This window comes from Paraburkholderia silvatlantica (genome assembly GCF_003096715.1).
GTDB lineage: Bacteria > Pseudomonadota > Gammaproteobacteria > Burkholderiales > Burkholderiaceae > Paraburkholderia > Paraburkholderia silvatlantica.
Genome location: NZ_QEOL01000028.1, coordinates 16003 through 31925, shown reverse-complemented (window position 1 = coordinate 31925; position 15923 = coordinate 16003). Strand labels below are relative to the sequence as shown.

Sequence of the window (15923 nt, the reverse complement as noted above, 5' to 3'; positions counted from 1 at the left end):
GCAGGCCGCCCGTGCGCTGCGCCTGGCGTTCGGCACGGGCACCTGAAACGCGCTCAGCCTCTTTCGACCGTATAGGTCTCGCGCCGCTCGAAGGCGCCCGGGCGCACGACGCGGTGCGAGCCATCGTCGTCGCTGCGCTCCAGCGCTTCCACGTCCAGCAGGGCGCCGCGCAGCGTGACGCGCAGCGCCGTGGTGCCGCGCGTGCCGTAGTCGGGCGTTTCGATGAATGCCGCGGAAAGCGCGCGTTCGCGCTCCAGTGAAATGCCCGTGGCGGGCAACTCGCGGTCGGGCGCGACCTGCGGGTCGCGCATCATGTCCACGAGCCGCGCGAGCGGGACTTGCGCGTCGCCCCCCGCGAGTTGCGCGAGTTCCTCGCGCTTGCGCACGAGCTTGGGCCACGGCGTGTCGAGCACGGCGTTCGAAATGCCGTGCGTGCCTTCGGGCAGCAAGGCAGGCGCGCGGTCCGCGCGATTGCAGTACCACGCCATCTCGCGCCTCGCCCAGTCGCCGACGATCAGGTTGAAGCCGTTGTAGAGGTCGCCCGAGCGCGCGATCTCGTCGAGATAACCGAGCGGCGTATCGGGCAGACCCTGCGCGCCGGTGAGCCAGCGCGAGACGAGCGTGCCGCGCGTGGGCGCGTCGGGGCGCATGTCGTTGGGCGCGCGATAGTTCGTGAGCGCGGCGAAGCGGCCGCTGCGCGTCATGCCAAGCCAGGTGCCGCCGCCCACGAGATCGCGGCCCGCCAGCACGCCCGTTGCCGAACTGCCTGGCGACGTGATGTCGTCCGAGGCGTTCCACCAGTGCAGCGGGTCGGCGGTGCGGCGCAGGAACTCGTCGCGGTTGGCCGCGAGCGTGAAAAGCGCGCCGGCGCTCGCGCGCGGACGCCAGTCGAAGACGATCAGGCACATGCAGTTGGCCCTTGCAGGGTCGGGAGTCGGGCCGCGCCCACACGACGTGAGACGCAGGGCGCCTCGCTCGCGATGGACACAGCGAGCGGCGTCAAATTTCGACCGGCAACGCGTACGGCAGCGGCAGCACGCGCAGCGCGGGGCCGTCCGCGGCGCCCAGGTGCACGCTGCCCGTTTCGAGCGCGGCGAGCTTGATTTCGGCGAGCAGATCGACACCGCCCTCGGGTGCGGCGGCGGCGTTCACGACCATGCCGCAAGGCTGGCTCGGGTCGTCCGAATGGAAGAGTTCGACGCCCGCGTGCGCGGCGTCCAGACTCGCGGCCACATTGGCGAGTGCGGTACGGCGCTTGATCGTGCCGCGATACTGGCTGCGCGCGACGATTTCCTGGCCAGGGTAGCAGCCCTTGCGGAAGTTCACGCCGCCCAGCACGTCGTAATTGACCATCTGCGGCACGAACTGCTCGCTTACGGCTTGCGTGATGCGCGGCTCGCCCGCGCGAATGTCGAGCCAGTCCCAAACCGCAGGCGATACGCGCTTGAGCGCACCGTCGAGCTTCGCGAGTCGTTCCTGCACCGCTTCCTTCGGGCCGACCCACAGATAACGCAGCACGCCGGCCGCGTCGGGCACGCGGATCAGCGTGCCCGCGGGGTCGTCCACTTTCACGTGCACGCCGTCGGGCAATGCGTCGAACACGCTCGCGAGCGCGCCGCGCACGTCGCCCGCGAGCCCCACCACGAGCAGCGTGTCGCTGTCGTCGGTGAGTTTGGCCTTGGCGCGCAGCACGAACATGGACAGGCGCTTTTGCACCGCTGCCTGTACGTCCCTGGAGATCAGGAGACGGATCGTGTCGCCGGTTTTCCAGGTGAGGAACGAGGCGAGGAGACGCCCCTTGGGCGAGCAGTAGCCCGCGAGGCGCGCGCCGGCTGCGTCGAGATGCTGGACGTCGTTGGTGAGCTGGCTGTGCAGGAAGGTCGCGGCGTCGTCGCCATTGGCGTCGATCACGCCGAACTGCGGCAGGATCGCGTAAGCGCCGCCTTTCAGAACGGCGTCGAAGCCGGCCGTGGATTCAGGAGCGGAAAGCGTGGAAGCGGGATCGAGCGATGAGTTCATGGATTCGGGGAACAGTCAATCCTGACTTTAGCGAAGGCAAGCAGTTATTATATGAGGTCCCCCTGAGTCGTGTTTCCATGTCCCTTCTGAAGAAATGCCTTGTTGCCGGCGCCGCGCTAGTCGTGATTGGCGCCGCCGCGGCGGGCGGCGTATGGCGCTGGGCCACCACGCCGCTCGAACTTGCCGCTCCACAGCTCGACGTCACTATCAAACCGCACAGCACCGTGCGCAGCGTCACGCTGCAATTGCGGCGCGGCGGCGTGCCCGTGCAGACGCAACTTTTCGTGCTCATGACGCGCGTGCTTGGCTTGCAGAGCCAGCTCAAATCGGGCAACTACGAGTTCAAGGCGGGTATCACGCCCTATGAGGTGCTGCAGAAGATGGCGCTAGGCGACGTGAACGAGTCCGTCGCCACCATCATCGAAGGCTGGACCTTCAGGCACATGCGCGCCGAACTCGACGCGAACCCCGCGCTGCGCCACGACACGGCAAACATGAGCGATGCCGAACTGCTTGCCGCGATCGGCGCGCCGCCCGCCCCGGACGGCAGCGGCGAGGGGTTGTTTTTCCCCGACACCTATCTGTTCGACAAGGGTTCGAGCGATCTCGACGTGTACCGGCGCGCGTACCGCCTGATGCAGACGCGCCTGAACGAAGCGTGGACCGCGCGTGCGCCCGGCTTGCCGCTCAAGTCGCCCTACGAGGCGCTGACGCTCGCTTCGCTCGTCGAAAAGGAGACGGGCCGCGCCGCCGACCGTGCGCTCGTGGCGGCCGTGTTCTCGAACCGCCTGAAAGTGGGCATGCCGCTGCAGACCGATCCCGCCGTGATCTACGGTCTGGGTGAGAACTACGTAGGCCATTTGCGCAAGCGCGATCTGCAGTCGGACACTCTTTACAATACTTATCTGCGCCTCGGGTTGCCGCCAACGCCCATTGCGCTGCCCGGCGCTGCGGCGATCCAGGCGGCACTCAATCCGGCATCGACGGCGGCGCTCTACTTCGTGGCGCGCGGCGACGGCAGCAGCGTTTTTTCTGACAATCTTGTCGACCAGAACAAGGCCGTCGACAAATACATCCGGGGTAACTAAATGGCGCGGGGCCGATTCATCACGTTCGAGGGCATCGACGGCGCAGGCAAGACCACGCATCTCGCGTGGTTTTGCGATCAGCTCGCCCAGAAACTCGCGCCGACGGGCCGTACGGTCGTCATGACGCGCGAGCCCGGCGGCACGCCGCTTGGCGAGTCGATCCGGGAGCTCGTGCTGCATCAGCCGATGGACCTCGAAACCGAGGCGCTCCTGATGTTCGCGGCGCGCCGCGAGCACCTCGCCAAGGTGATCGAGCCCGCGCTCGCGCGTGGCGACTGGGTGCTGTCCGACCGTTTCAGCGACGCCACCTTCGCGTACCAGGGCGGCGGCCGCGGGCTGCCGCGCGACAAGCTCGAAACACTGGAGCGCTGGGTGCAGGGCGGTTTCCAGCCGGACCTGACGGTGCTGTTCGACCTGCCGCCGGACACGGCGAGCGAACGGCGCGGCGCGGCGCGCGAGCCCGATCGCTTCGAAAGCGAGTCCGACGCGTTCTTCAAGCGCACGCGCACCGAATACCTGCGCCGCGCAGAAGAGGCGCCGTATCGTTTCGCCATCGTCGATTCGTCGCAAGGTATCGATGCGATTCGCCAGAAACTCGAGCATGTGATCGCAGCGCTTTGATTTCAAGGCAATATTTGGCGTTCTGATAGGGCTGCGCGATCTTCGTGTGAATTCTCCCAAAGATCGTTTAACCGATTGATTTTTAATATGATCTATCCTTGGCAAACCGACGACTGGCAACGCCTGCAGCAACTGCGCAGCCACTGGCCGCACGCGCTCCTGCTGCATGGCCAGGCGGGCATCGGCAAGCTCCAGTTCGCGCAGCATCTGGCGAAGGGGCTGCTCTGCGAAGCGCCGCAGGCCAACGGCGAGCCGTGCGGCGCCTGTGCGGCATGCAACTGGTTTGTCCAGGGCAATCATCCGGATTACCGCATCGTCGTGCCCGAGGCCTTGGCGGCCGAAATCGGCCAGGCCGGCGACGATGAGGCCAAAGCCGAAAAGGCTGACAAAGCCGAAGGTGAAGAGGGCAAGAAGGGGCGCGCGCCAAGCAAGGAAATCCGTATCGAGCAGGTGCGGGCGCTGCTCGACTTCACGAGCGTGGGCTCGCATCGCGGCGGCCTGCGCGTGGTCGTGCTGTATCCGGCCGAGGCGCTCAACGTCGCTGCCGCGAACGCGCTGCTGAAGACGCTCGAAGAGCCGCCCTCAGGCGTGGTGTTCCTCGTGGTGTCGGCGCGCATCGACCGCCTGTTGCCGACCATCATCAGCCGTTGCCGCCAGTGGCCCATGGCCACGCCCGCGCCCGAAGCCGCCGCGGCCTGGCTCGCGCAGCAGGGCGTGGACGATGCGCCAGCGCTGCTCGCGCAGGCCGGCGGCGCGCCGCTCGCGGCGCTTGCGCTCGCGCATGACGAAAACCGCACGCTGCGCGACTGGACTCTGACGCAGCTCGCGGCGGGCCCGGCGTGCGACGCCTTTGCCTGCGGCGAGACGCTGCAAAAACTGCCGGTGCCGCTCGTGCTCGGCTGGCTGCAGCGCTGGGTCTACGATCTGCTCGCCGAACGCACGGCGGGCCGCCCGCGCTACTTTCCGCAGGCCGCCGGCGGCCTTGCGCGCTGCGCCGCGAAGCTCGACGCCGCAGCGCTCGCGCGCTACCTGAAGACGGTTACGCAGCAACGCGCCGTGGAAAACCATCCGCTGAATGCGCGCCTCGTGTTCGAGGAACTCTTTCTCGGCTATCGTGAACTGTTCGCCTGACGTCCACTGTCAGGCCCGAAACTTTCGTCGCAGGACCACCCATGTTTGTCGATTCACATTGCCACATCAATTTCGAGGGCCTCGGCGACCGCCTCCCGCAGGTGCTCGAGAACATGCGCGCGAACGCCGTCACGCATGCGCTGTGCGTGTCGGTGGACCTCGAGACGCTGCCTTCGGTGCTTGACATCGCGAGCCGCTACGAGAACGTCTACGCGTCGGTGGGCGTACATCCCGACCACGAGCACATGCGCGAGCCGAGCGTGGCCGAGTTGGTCGAGCTGGCTGAGCACCCGAAAGTGGTGGCGATCGGCGAAACGGGGCTCGATTACTATCGTCTGGGCGAGCGCACGATCGCCGACATGGAGTGGCAGCGCGAGCGCTTTCGCACGCACATTCGTGCGGCGCACGCCACGGGCAAGCCGCTCATCGTCCATACGCGGGCCGCTTCGGACGATACCCTGCGCATCATGGAAGAAGAGCGCGCGGGGGAACCTGGCGGCGTGATGCATTGCTTCACGGAGCCGTGGGCGATTGCCGAGCGCGCGCTCGCGCAGAATTTTTACATCTCGCTTTCGGGCATCGTGACGTTCAAGAGCGCGACGGACGTGCAGGAGGTCGCGCGCCGCGTGCCGATCGAGCGCCTTTTGATCGAAACCGATTCGCCCTATCTCGCGCCCGTGCCATTTCGTGGCAAACCCAATGAACCTGCGTACGTGAGCCATGTCGGAAGATTCATTGCGCAGCAACGCGGGTTGCCGGACGCCGAACTTGGCGCTGTCACCACGCAGAACTTTTTCCGGCTCTTCAAGATCCGGCCACAGGCCTGAATCGCGAACCGCATGCTGCCAATGTGCTAAATATCAACTAGATAGAAGATAATGTTAAGGCTTGACATGAACTCGAAACCGCTTCCGCACGCCGCCAACCCCGTTCGCCGTACCGCCGCCGCGCTCGTGCTCGGCGTCGCCGCCACGCTGTTCGGCGCCGCGGCACATGCCGCCCCGATCGACTCGCTCATCAAGAGCGTCAAGTTCGACGACGACAAGGGCGTGCAAAAAGCGCTCGCAGACGGCATGGACCCGAACGCCACCGACGACCAGGGCATGCCGCTCCTCGTGATCGCAGCGCGCGAGAAGTCCGACAAGGTCGGGGCGGTGCTGCTCGACAACCCGAAGACGAACATCGCCGCCGAAGACCGTGCAGGCGAAAACGCGCTGATGCTCGCCTCGCTCAACGGCGACGTCGACTTCGTGAAGCTCCTCATCACCAAGGGCGCCGAGGTCAACAAGAAGGGCTGGACGCCGCTGCACTACGCCGCCGCGAACGGCAACGACGATGTCGCGAAACTCCTGATAGGCTATTCGGCCGACGTCAACGCGCTGTCGCCCAACGGCACGACGCCGCTCATGATGGCCGCGCGCGGCGACCATCTCACGACGCTCCAGATGCTGCTCGAGCACGGCGCGACGCTTGGCGCGAAGAACCAGATCGGCATGACGGCGCTCGATTTCGCTCGCCAGTACAAGGCGCCGGACGCGATCAAGGACCTCACGGCGCGCATGACGCAGGCTGGCCTCTCCACGGCGAGCCCGGCAGCGCCGCAAAACAGTGCAAAATAATGGGGATGAAGACGGCCGCACTGAACCAACCCGGCCGCCCGCGGCGCCCGCTGTGATCGAAGCGCCGCTCCTCAAGACAACTCAAGGAGAACCATGCTGCGGGTTCTGATCTGTGCGGGCGCGATGGCGCTGCCGCTCTCCGCTTTCGCATTCACGGCAAGCGACCTCAACCGGCTGTGCACGAAGACCGACGTGGCTTCGCGCAGCGCGTGCGCTGCCTATATCGAAGGTGCCGCGGACGGCATCTTCAACACCATCGACGCCATCGGCGGCACGACCGGGCCGCGCGTGGGTCAATACTTCTGCCTGCCGCCCGATGCGCGCTCGGCGCAGCTCACCGACGCGGTGCGCAAGTACATTGCCGACAACCCGAACGTGGCCGGCTACAACGCCAGTACCGCCATCTCGCTCGGGCTCGGCAAGGCGTTTCCCTGCAAGACCGGCAACGGCAGTTGAAGCCGGCCGGTTCAAGTCGTAACCCGTAGCGTGTAGATAGACATAGCTGGAACACGGCGCGGCACCGACCACCGCCGCGCCGTTCACCATCGAGGCTGCTGCGAGGCCAGCTGAATCGTCGCCGTGGCCGTCCGCGGGCTTGGCGCCCGTGCCGTTTCCAAGCGTCGCCCTGGTGCTCAGGATGCTCAGGAGGAACTGGCCGCAGATGCCGACACTCGACGATCTCTCCCATTTCACCGACGCGCCGCTGCAGGACTGGCTCGGCACGTTGCTCGTGAGCGTGCTCGCGCTCGTTTTCGCGTTCGGCCTGCACTGGGCCGGCGGCCGCATCCTGCTGCGCATCGCACGCCCGTATCCGCGGGTCAGCGTGTTCTTGCGCCATATCCGCAAGCCGGCGCTCGCCGTGCTCGCGATCCTCGCGATCGAATTCGTCTGGTGGCAGGCGCCCGACACGCTCCGGCACATCAGCGGCCTGCGCGAGCTGTGCGCGTTCGCGCTGATCGCCGCGATCACCTGGCTTTCGGTGCGCTGTGCGGCGGCCATCGGCGAGGCCATCATCGCCGCCCATCCGCTCGACATCGCCGACAACCTCCAGGCCCGCCGCATCCACACCCAGGCCCGCGTGCTGGCGCGCACGGTCATGGTCCTCATCATCATCGTGGGCGTGGGCGCCGCGCTCATGACCTTTCCGAACGTGAGGCAGATCGGCGCGAGCCTGCTCGCTTCGGCCGGGGTTGCCGGTCTCGTTGCCGGTATCGCGGCACGCCCCGTGCTAGCGAATCTGATCGCCGGCTTGCAGATCGCGCTCTCGCAGCCGATCCGGCTCGACGACGTGGTCGTGATCGAGGGCGAGTGGGGGCGCATCGAGGAAATCACCGGCACCTATGTCTCGGTGCGGATCTGGGACCAGCGGCGGCTCATCGTGCCGCTGCAATGGTTCATCGAGAATCCGTTCGCGAACTGGACGCGCAGCAGCTCGCAGATCATCGGCACGGTGTTTCTTTGGCTCGACTACCGCATGCCGCTTGCGCCGCTGCGCGAGGCGCTCGCGCGCATCGTCGACGGTGCGCCCGAATGGGACCGCCGTGTGCAGGTTTTGCAGGTCACCGACGCCAACGAGCGCGCCATGCAGGTGCGCGTGCTGGTGAGTTCGCGCGACTCGGGCCTGAATTTCGATTTGCGCTGCCGCGTGCGCGAAGGGCTGCTCGATTTCGTCAACGAGCACTATGCGCAATTCCTGCCCCGCGCGCGCGCCGAGGTTTCGGCGGAGCTCGAAAGCAGCACCGGGGAACTGCCGTCCTTCGTGCGCCGCCCGGCGCCGCAGGCGGCGGCGAGCACGGCGGCACATACTGAAGCGGATCCCGTGACGGGCACACGCGTGCCGGGGGGCAACGAGGAACTGGAGACGCACGGCCCGGCGCGCGAGCCAAACCGCCGCGATAATGGTCGATAGCCGCCGATAGCGGTCGAGAGGGAAAGGAGGAGGAACAGCAAGATGGGCAGACTGATAGTCGTCTCCAACCGCGTGGCGACGCCGACGGAGACGAAGGGCTCGGCAGGCGGGCTCGCGGTCGGCGTATTCGGCGCGCTGAAGGACGCGGGCGGCGTGTGGTTCGGCTGGAGCGGCGACGTGGTGAGCGAGACGGTGGCGAACGCCGGGCCGACGCTCGTCGAAGAAGGCCACGTCACCTTTGCGACCGTCGGCCTCACGCGCAAGGACTACGATCAGTACTACCGCGGATTCTCGAACGCCACGCTCTGGCCGGTCTTCCATTACCGCAACGACCTCGCGCGCTACGAGCGCGACGAATACGCGGGCTATCGCCGCGTGAACGCGTGGCTCGCCCACAAGCTCATGAAGCTGATCCACCCGGACGACAACATCTGGGTTCACGACTATCACCTGATTCCGTTCGCCGAAGCGCTGCGCTCGGAAGGCGTGCGCAACCGCATCGGCTTCTTCCTGCATATTCCGTTTCCTTCGCCGCAGGTGCTGCAGACCATTCCGCCGCACGACGAACTCGTGAGATCGCTGTGCTGTTACGACCTTTTAGGCTTCCAGACGCAGAACGACCAGCAGGCGTTCCACGACTACATCGCGCGCGAGGCGCGCGGCAAGGTCCGCGAGCGCGCCGACAATCCCGAGCACGGCGAGGTCGAGGCGTATGGCCGCAAGCTGCGCACGGGGGTCTACCGCATCGGCGTGTTTCCGGACGAGATCGCCGAGCAGGCCGCGCGTTACGAAAGCCGCCAGCACGTGCTCGACCTCAAGCAGAGTCTGGAAGGGCGCAAGCTCATCATGAGCGTGGACCGGCTCGACTATTCGAAGGGGCTCGTCGAGCGTTTCCATGCGTTCGAGCAGTTGCTGGAAACGTCGCCCGAATGGCGCGGCAAGGTCACGCTCGTGCAGATCGCGCCGCCGACCCGCTCGGATGTCGCGAGCTACAAGGTGATACGCGAGGAACTGGAGCGGGAGGCCGGGCGCATCAACGGCCGCTACTCGGGCCTCGATTACACGCCGATCCGCTATCTGAGCCAGCAGTACGACCGCTGGAAACTGATGTCGCTCTTTCGCGAATCGCAGATAGGCTATGTGACGCCGCTGCACGACGGCATGAACCTCGTCGCCAAGGAGTACGTGGCCGCGCAGAATCCCGACGATCCGGGCGTGCTCGTGCTGTCGATCTTCGCTGGCGCGGCGGCCGAGCTCACGGGCGCATTGCTCGTGAATCCTCATGATGCGACCGGCATGTCGGAAGCGCTGGAGCGCGCGCTGTCGATGCCGCTCGAAGAGCGTCAGGCGCGCTACCGGACCAACATGGAGGCGCTTAGACGCAACGATCTCGGCGTGTGGCGAGACAGCTTCCTGCGCGATCTGGCGGCGGTGCCCCAGCCGCGCTGATGGATATGGCACACAGGCGGTTCGCGCGCCGGCACGATTGCGTATGATGCGTGGCTGATCGAGACACCCGCCACGCAACGGATACGGAACTGACACGTACCCCCCGCTCACCTCCATGCTGACCACGCTCGCCATCGCCAACTACCGCTCGCTGCGCGAACTCATCGTGCCGCTCGGTGCGCTCAACGTCGTGACCGGTCCGAACGGCAGCGGCAAGTCGAATCTGTATCGCGCGCTGCGCCTGCTCGCGCTCACGGCGCGCGGCGGCGTGATTCCGTCGCTGGCGCGCGAGGGCGGCCTGCAGTCCACGCTGTGGGCGGGGCCGGAGCGCTTCTCGCGCGCGGTCGCGGCGGGTGAATACGCGGTGCAGGGCACGGTGCGCAAGGATGCGGTGAGCCTGCGCCTGGGCTTCGCGGGCGACGCCTTCGGCTACGCAATCGATCTGGGATTGCCGCTGCCTTCGTCCACTTCGCAGTTTTCGCTCGACCCGGCGATCAAGCGCGAATGCATCTGGAGCGGGCCGATCCTGCGGCCCTCGGCGTTGCTCGTGGACCGCCAGGGGCCGACGATCCGCATCCGCGACGCCGCGGGCGAGTGGACGACGCTTGCGCAGCCCGTGGCGAGCTTCGACAGCATGATGACCGAGTACGCCGACCCGCGCAGCGCGCCCGAAATGATCGCCGTGCGCGAGCAGATTCGTTCCTGGCGCTTCTACGACCACTTCCGCACCGACGAGCACGCGAGCGCGCGCCAGGTGCAGATCGGCACGCATTCGCCGGTGCTCGCCGACGACGGCGCCAACCTCGCCGCCGCGCTGCAGACGATCCGCGAGATCGGCGACGGCGGGGCGCTCGATACCGCCATCGGCGACGCCTTTCCGGGCGCGCGCGTCGAAATCGTGAATCACGAAGGGCGCTTCGAAGTGGCGCTGCGCCAGGAGGGGCTATTGCGGCCGCTGCGCGGCGCGGAACTGTCGGACGGAACCTTGCGCTACCTGTTGCTCGCGGCGGCGCTGCTGAGCCCGCGGCCGCCAGGCCTGCTGGTGCTCGATGAGCCCGAGACGAGCCTGCATCCGGACCTGCTGCCGTCGCTCGCGCGGCTCATCGCGCGGGCGTCGCGGCACTCGCAGGTCATCGTCGTCTCGCATGCGGCGCGGCTCGTGGCGGCGCTGGAGCGCGAGGCCGGCAGCCAGTCGGTCGTGCTCGAACGGCGCCTCGGCGCAACCGGATTCGCCGATCCGGACGCGCTCGACGTGCCGGCCTGGAAATGGCCCGCCAGGTAGGCCGTCAGGGCAAACGCAGGGTTGTTTCGGCATGTAACACCGTATAGAAATTGAAAGACTGGCGGCGCGCGCGCCCGACTTGCCGAATAATGGGACATCTGCTGCGTCGCCGATGGGCGCCCGGACCCGGCTTGGAATGGCCGGCACCGCGAGAACGGGCAACGCGGCCCCGTTTCCTGGAGACACTCGATGAGAATTGCGCAGATCGCCCCGCTGACCGAATCTGTCCCTCCGAAGCTCTACGGCGGCACCGAGCGCGCGGTGTCGTATATCACCGAAGCGCTGGTCGAACTCGGGCACGACGTCACGCTGTTCGCGAGCGGCGATTCGCTCACGAGCGCGAAGCTCGAGCCCGTGTGGCCACGCGCGCTGCGGCTCGACCCGGGCATTCGCGACCGCATCGCACCGCACATGCTCCTCATGGAAATGGTGCGCCGCCAGGCCGACCAGTTCGACGTGCTGCATTTCCATATGGACTACTACTCGTTTTCGGTGTTCAAGCGCCAGGAAACGCCGTTCGTGACGACGCTGCACGGCCGTCTCGACCTGCCTGAGCAGCAGCCGGTCTTCGATACGTTCAACACCGCGCCCGTCATCTCGATCTCGAACGCACAGCGCCAGCCGATGCCGCAGGCGCGCTGGCTGCGCACGGTCTACCACGGCCTGCCCGAGACGCTCTACACGCCGCAGCCCGTCGAGCCGCGCTATCTCGCGTTTCTCGGCCGTATTTCGCCTGAAAAACGCGTCGACACGGCGATACGCATTGCCGGGCGCTGCGGGCTGCCGATCCGGATCGCCGCGAAGGTCGACGAAGCCGACCGCGAGTATTTCGAGCGCGATATCAAGCCATTGCTTGCGCTGCCGCACGTCGAGTATGTGGGCGAGATCAACGACGGCCAGAAGGCCGAATTCCTCTCCGGCGCGCACGCGCTGCTGTTCCCGATCGACTGGCCCGAGCCGTTCGGCCTCGTGATGATCGAGGCGATGGCGTGCGGCACGCCCGTGGTCGCGTTCAATCGCGGCGCGGTGCCTGAGGTGGTGGAAGAGGGCGTGACGGGCTTTATCGTCGAGGACGAGATCGGCGCCGTGGCGGCGGTGAACCGTATCGCGCGCGTGCCGCGCGCCGGCGTGCGGCGCCGCTTCGAAGAGCGGTTCACCTCGCACCGCATGGCGCAGGAGTACGTGCAGGCGTATGAGGCGGTGATTCGCGCGAACAAGCGCTCGCGCTTCAAGGTGATCGATACGTCCGCGAGTTGAGCACGCGGACGTTCGCGGTGCGCTTAGAGGTCGAGTTTCGTGATTTTCGTGCCGCCGAGCGAGAGGTCGCCGATCAGCCCGCTGTTGGTGAGCACGAAGACCTGCACGGGCTTGGTGGCCGTGGTGGTGTCGATCGAGCCGTTCGCGCCGACCTTGACGAGCGCGACCGATGCGTCGCCGCCTGCCGACCAGCCGCTCGAATTGCGGAATTTCGCAAGCGCGTCTTCGGTCATGAAGAGATAAATGACGGCCTTCGACTGCACGCCCAACGTCGCACCGACCGAAGCCGACGACGTACTGTAGAAGCCGACCGTGCTGCCGCCCACGCGCAGCGCGCCGTCGCCGTGTTCGCCGCCGACGCCGATGCCCGCCTGGATCACGCGCGGAAACACGAGGATGCCGCGGGCCTTGCCGACCAGCTCGCGCGAGCCTGGCACGGTTTGAAAGAGGCGCGACAGGGTGGCGTCGACGTCGGCGTTGATCGACTGGGCGCGCGACGCGTTGGTCGCGGCGTTGGGGGCTTCGCTGCCGGTGGTCGTGCAGCCCGAGAGTGCCGCGACGCCGACGGCGATTGCGACAGAAGCCTTCAAAAGAATGCGGGATGCGGTCATCTTGTTCTCCGTTCTTGTTTCCGGGCGCCGCGATGTCACGGCGTCCAGTCGTTATACCCGAACGTCCCGACCCGCACTTTGAGGCTGCGCAGCACACACGCTGCGCGGTGAGGCAGGCACGAAAAACGCTAGCGCTCCGGCACGGGCTTGGCCGCGGGCCGCCGCAGGGCGCGCTTCACGCCTCCGATCAGCACGCCGATCGCGAGCAGCGCCGCAGCGGGCACGACCCAGTAACCGACGAACGCGTGCCACAGGTAGCCGGCCAGCGTCGTGCGCCGAACGGCGTATTCGTCGCGCGCTTCCTGCCGGCGCTGCGCATTCGCCGCGAGCACCGCGGCGGGGCAGCCGGCGGTACGCGCGGTTTCGGGCGTGCCGTGGCAGCGCAGCGGGGCGCCGGCGTCGCGCTCGGCGTCGGTGAAGGTCCAGGTGGTCAGCGCGCGCTGCAAATCCGCGCGGTTATACGCCATCTCGTCCTGAACCTCGCGTACCGCGACGATCATCACCGGCACGAGCCAGAAGGTGATCACCATGAGCCAGCGGCGAAACCAGCGGTTCTTGTGTCTCCATGCCATCTGCGCCTCCGTTCGATGCCATTGGCATCAACGTCAACGCGGCAGCCCGATGGCTAATGTGTGATGTCGCGGGGAGGGGCCGCCGCTGCAGCCATCATAGGAGAAAAACGGCGCGTCCGAAGGCAGGGAATGACGCAAATCCGCGCGAAACCACGCGATTTCGCATACGTCGACGTTGATTCGCACAACCGAAGACACAGGCGCGCGGCGGCCGAGGAACCGCTGCAACGCACAAAACCGGCGCATAAAAAAACGCGCCGCAGCAAAACTGCTTCGGCGCGCGGTTCCTGCGGGTGCAGAAGGAGGTACCAGGGTGCGGGAGGATGCCCGGACCCGCTTCGCTCAGCTCTTCGTCGAGAGGCAAGTCTTCATGAATGCCTTGCGGTCGTCGCCCTTCTTGTCGCCGGCCTGGGTGTTGCACGCCTTCATGCGCTCCTGCTGGGTCATCGCCGGAGCGGGGGCGCCGGCAGCCGAAAGGCACTGCTTCATGAATGCCTTGCGGTCGTCGCCTTTCTTGTCGCCGGCCTGGGCGTTGCATGCCTTCATCTTGTTCTGCTGGCTGTTCGCCGCCGGTGCGGAAGCCGGTGCCGCGGTCTGTGCGAAGGCCGGCGCGGCCAGCGCGCCACTCAACACGATTGCAGCCATGACGGATTGCATCTTCATCGTTCACTCCCTTGACTTTGGACGTTTTCAGTTGACGTGCGGCCAGCCGTGAATGGCCGGTGCGCCTTGCGCGCGCCGCCATTATGGCAAAGCCGCCATTAAAACGACGCAGCAATGTGTTCGGTTGACGCGCGCGCTACGGCACAATGTTCGCTATCGGCCGCCGACCCGGCCCGGCGCGGCCGCAACAGCACGGAGAACATGCATGCATTACCTCTTGATGTATGAACTCGCAGACGATTACCTCGAACGCCGCCCCGAACACCGCAGCGCGCATCTGAAGCTTGCGTGGGCCGCCGTCGAGCGCGGCGAGTTGCTGCTGGCGGGTGCGATTGCCGATCCCGTCGACAACGCGCTGCTGCTTTTCCAGGGCGACAGCCCCGCCGCGGCCGAAGCGTTCGCGCGCGCCGACCCGTATGTGCGCTCGGGGCTCGTGAAGCATTGGCGCGTGCGGCCCTGGCAAACGGTGGTGGGCGAAGCGGCGTCGAATCCGGTGCGATAAGGCGCGAGGGCGGCGGCCGTGAGGGCGGCGCAACCGGCGCAGCCTAGATCTGCGCCGCGCCGTTCGCGTCGTCCGCCGCCGCCTGAGCCAACAGTTCGCGGACGGTGTCGTCGCTGACCTGATCGAAGTCGAGATAGAACTGGCCGACGCTGTAGAACGCCGCGGGCGTGCGCGCGCAGACGAATTCGTCTACGGTCCCGCCGAGCCGGTCCTGCGAGCCCGCGGGCGCGACCGGCAGCGCCGCGACGATGCGCGCGGGGCCAAGCGTGGCGAGCGCGAGCGCTGCCGCCTTGAGCGACGCGCCCGTTGCCATGCCGTCGTCGACGACGACCGCCACACGGCCCGCCACCGCAAGCGGGGCACGCTCCCCGCGATAGCGCGCCTCGCGCCGGCCAAGCTCGATGCGTGCGAGCGCCATGGCGCTCTGCAACTGGGCCTCGCTCACGCCGGCGCTGCGTACGAGCGCGCTGTCCACGTACTGCGCGCCGTTCGAGGACAGCGCGCCCATGGCGAGTTCCGGCTGCCAGGGCAGGCCGAGCTTGCACACGGGCAGGACATCGAGCGGCACCCGCAGCGCCTTTGCGACTTCATAGCCGATCGGCACGCCGCCGCGCGGGAGCGCGAGCACGATGACGTCGCGTCTGCCCGCGTAGGCCGAGAGCGGGCCGGCGAGCAAACGGCCCGCTTCGCGGCGATCGGTAAAGGGGCGTTCCATGAAAAGGTCCTCCCATCTCGTTGCAGGACGGCCGCGCAACGATGCGTTCAGTTTGCCACTCGCGACCACACGCTGCTGGTAAAAGAGGCACGCCCGCAGGCGCCGCGAAGCGGCGCGCGGCGCGAGCGAGGCGCGCATACCGCTGCCCGCGCGATCCAATGCGGGGCGGCGCTCATTTGCATACGCGGATTTCTCGTTTGGCGCGGGCGTGTCGCCTCGCTACGATGAAGTCGATCCCGCCACCGACGAGGTCTCGTCATGTCCGAATCCGCCTCCTTCAAGCCGCGCGTCGTCGAACCGGTCGTGCCCGATGCGCCCGACGGCCTCGGGCTCGCCGTCGAGCTGTGGCTCGCGCGCCCGGTCGACGGCATCGCGGGCCGGGCGCTGCGCATTCACCTGCGCCACGGCGCGCGCATGGAGCAGGCCGAAACGCTGCGCGATCTGCTCCATGCCGTTGGCACCGCTATCGTGGTGTCCTGACGGCT

The 15923-nt window shown here is 67.2% G+C and carries 18 protein-coding genes; 12 read left to right on the top strand and 6 right to left on the bottom strand.

Translation table 11 applies throughout. The features are described 5' to 3' along the window. Positions 1-53: 53 nt before the first annotated feature. Both C7411_RS29950 and ygfZ read right to left on the bottom strand, forming a co-directional pair. A complete protein-coding gene (locus C7411_RS29950; RefSeq protein ID WP_110387601.1) occupies positions 54-908 on the bottom strand; it encodes an NRDE family protein in 855 nt (284 codons plus the stop codon). A 91-nt stretch (positions 909-999) separates the two neighbouring features. Then, positions 1000-2019 (bottom strand): CAF17-like 4Fe-4S cluster assembly/insertion protein YgfZ, encoded by a 1020-nt coding sequence (gene ygfZ / locus C7411_RS29945; protein ID WP_110387600.1) that lies wholly within the window; start codon positions 2017-2019, stop codon positions 1000-1002. A gap of 77 nt (positions 2020-2096) precedes the next feature. Between ygfZ and mltG the strand changes: the two genes are divergently transcribed. The 10 genes from mltG (at position 2097) to C7411_RS29895 (ending at position 12375) form a co-directional block, all read left to right on the top strand. Continuing rightward, on the top strand, positions 2097-3107 hold the full coding sequence (mltG, locus tag C7411_RS29940; protein ID WP_110387599.1) for an endolytic transglycosylase MltG: 1011 nt from the start codon (positions 2097-2099) through the stop codon (positions 3105-3107). Next, the gene (tmk, locus tag C7411_RS29935; RefSeq protein ID WP_110387598.1) at positions 3108-3728 is read left to right on the top strand and encodes a dTMP kinase; all 621 of its coding nucleotides are present in this window, start codon (positions 3108-3110) and stop codon (positions 3726-3728) included. 87 nt (positions 3729-3815) lie between these two features. Beyond that, positions 3816-4859 (top strand): DNA polymerase III subunit delta', encoded by a 1044-nt coding sequence (locus tag C7411_RS29930; protein ID WP_110387597.1) that lies wholly within the window; start codon positions 3816-3818, stop codon positions 4857-4859. A 41-nt stretch (positions 4860-4900) separates the two neighbouring features. After that, positions 4901-5686 (top strand): TatD family hydrolase, encoded by a 786-nt coding sequence (locus C7411_RS29925; RefSeq protein WP_110387596.1) that lies wholly within the window; start codon positions 4901-4903, stop codon positions 5684-5686. A gap of 66 nt (positions 5687-5752) precedes the next feature. After that, on the top strand, positions 5753-6478 hold the full coding sequence (locus tag C7411_RS29920; RefSeq protein WP_243413395.1) for an ankyrin repeat domain-containing protein: 726 nt from the start codon (positions 5753-5755) through the stop codon (positions 6476-6478). Positions 6479-6571: 93 nt separating this feature from the next. After that, on the top strand, positions 6572-6934 hold the full coding sequence (locus C7411_RS29915) for a Rap1a/Tai family immunity protein (protein WP_028207010.1): 363 nt from the start codon (positions 6572-6574) through the stop codon (positions 6932-6934). Between the two features lie 205 nt (positions 6935-7139). Then, complete coding sequence (locus C7411_RS29910) at positions 7140-8387, top strand: mechanosensitive ion channel family protein (protein WP_110387594.1); 1248 nt, start codon at positions 7140-7142, stop codon at positions 8385-8387. 42 nt (positions 8388-8429) lie between these two features. Beyond that, complete coding sequence (otsA, locus tag C7411_RS29905; protein WP_110387593.1) at positions 8430-9836, top strand: alpha,alpha-trehalose-phosphate synthase (UDP-forming); 1407 nt, start codon at positions 8430-8432, stop codon at positions 9834-9836. 115 nt (positions 9837-9951) lie between these two features. Then, the gene (locus tag C7411_RS29900) at positions 9952-11118 is read left to right on the top strand and encodes an AAA family ATPase (RefSeq protein WP_110387592.1); all 1167 of its coding nucleotides are present in this window, start codon (positions 9952-9954) and stop codon (positions 11116-11118) included. A 189-nt stretch (positions 11119-11307) separates the two neighbouring features. Next, positions 11308-12375, top strand: a complete 1068-nt coding sequence (locus C7411_RS29895) for a glycosyltransferase family 4 protein (protein ID WP_110387591.1) — start codon at positions 11308-11310, stop codon at positions 12373-12375. Positions 12376-12398: 23 nt separating this feature from the next. Here the strand turns inward: C7411_RS29895 and C7411_RS29890 are convergent, their stop codons facing one another. From C7411_RS29890 to C7411_RS29880, 3 genes are all read right to left on the bottom strand, one after another. Further along, a complete protein-coding gene (locus C7411_RS29890) occupies positions 12399-12986 on the bottom strand; it encodes a BPSL1445 family SYLF domain-containing lipoprotein (RefSeq protein ID WP_110387590.1) in 588 nt (195 codons plus the stop codon). Positions 12987-13114: 128 nt separating this feature from the next. Next, on the bottom strand, positions 13115-13558 hold the full coding sequence (locus tag C7411_RS29885) for a hypothetical protein (protein ID WP_110387589.1): 444 nt from the start codon (positions 13556-13558) through the stop codon (positions 13115-13117). A 342-nt stretch (positions 13559-13900) separates the two neighbouring features. Then, positions 13901-14221, bottom strand: a complete 321-nt coding sequence (locus tag C7411_RS29880) for a PsiF family protein (RefSeq protein ID WP_110387588.1) — start codon at positions 14219-14221, stop codon at positions 13901-13903. Between the two features lie 205 nt (positions 14222-14426). Between C7411_RS29880 and C7411_RS29875 the strand changes: the two genes are divergently transcribed. Further along, positions 14427-14723 carry a YciI-like protein gene (locus C7411_RS29875; protein WP_110387587.1) on the top strand — a complete coding sequence of 99 codons (297 nt, stop codon included), beginning with the start codon at positions 14427-14429 and terminating at the stop codon, positions 14721-14723. Between the two features lie 43 nt (positions 14724-14766). On the opposite strand, the gene C7411_RS29870 is transcribed toward C7411_RS29875, so the two are convergent. Continuing rightward, a complete protein-coding gene (locus tag C7411_RS29870) occupies positions 14767-15438 on the bottom strand; it encodes a phosphoribosyltransferase (protein ID WP_110387668.1) in 672 nt (223 codons plus the stop codon). Between the two features lie 258 nt (positions 15439-15696). Here C7411_RS29870 and C7411_RS29865 point away from each other — a divergent pair, with 258 nt between their 5' ends. Continuing rightward, the gene (locus tag C7411_RS29865) at positions 15697-15918 is read left to right on the top strand and encodes a hypothetical protein (protein ID WP_069268061.1); all 222 of its coding nucleotides are present in this window, start codon (positions 15697-15699) and stop codon (positions 15916-15918) included. Positions 15919-15923: the final 5 nt, after the last annotated feature.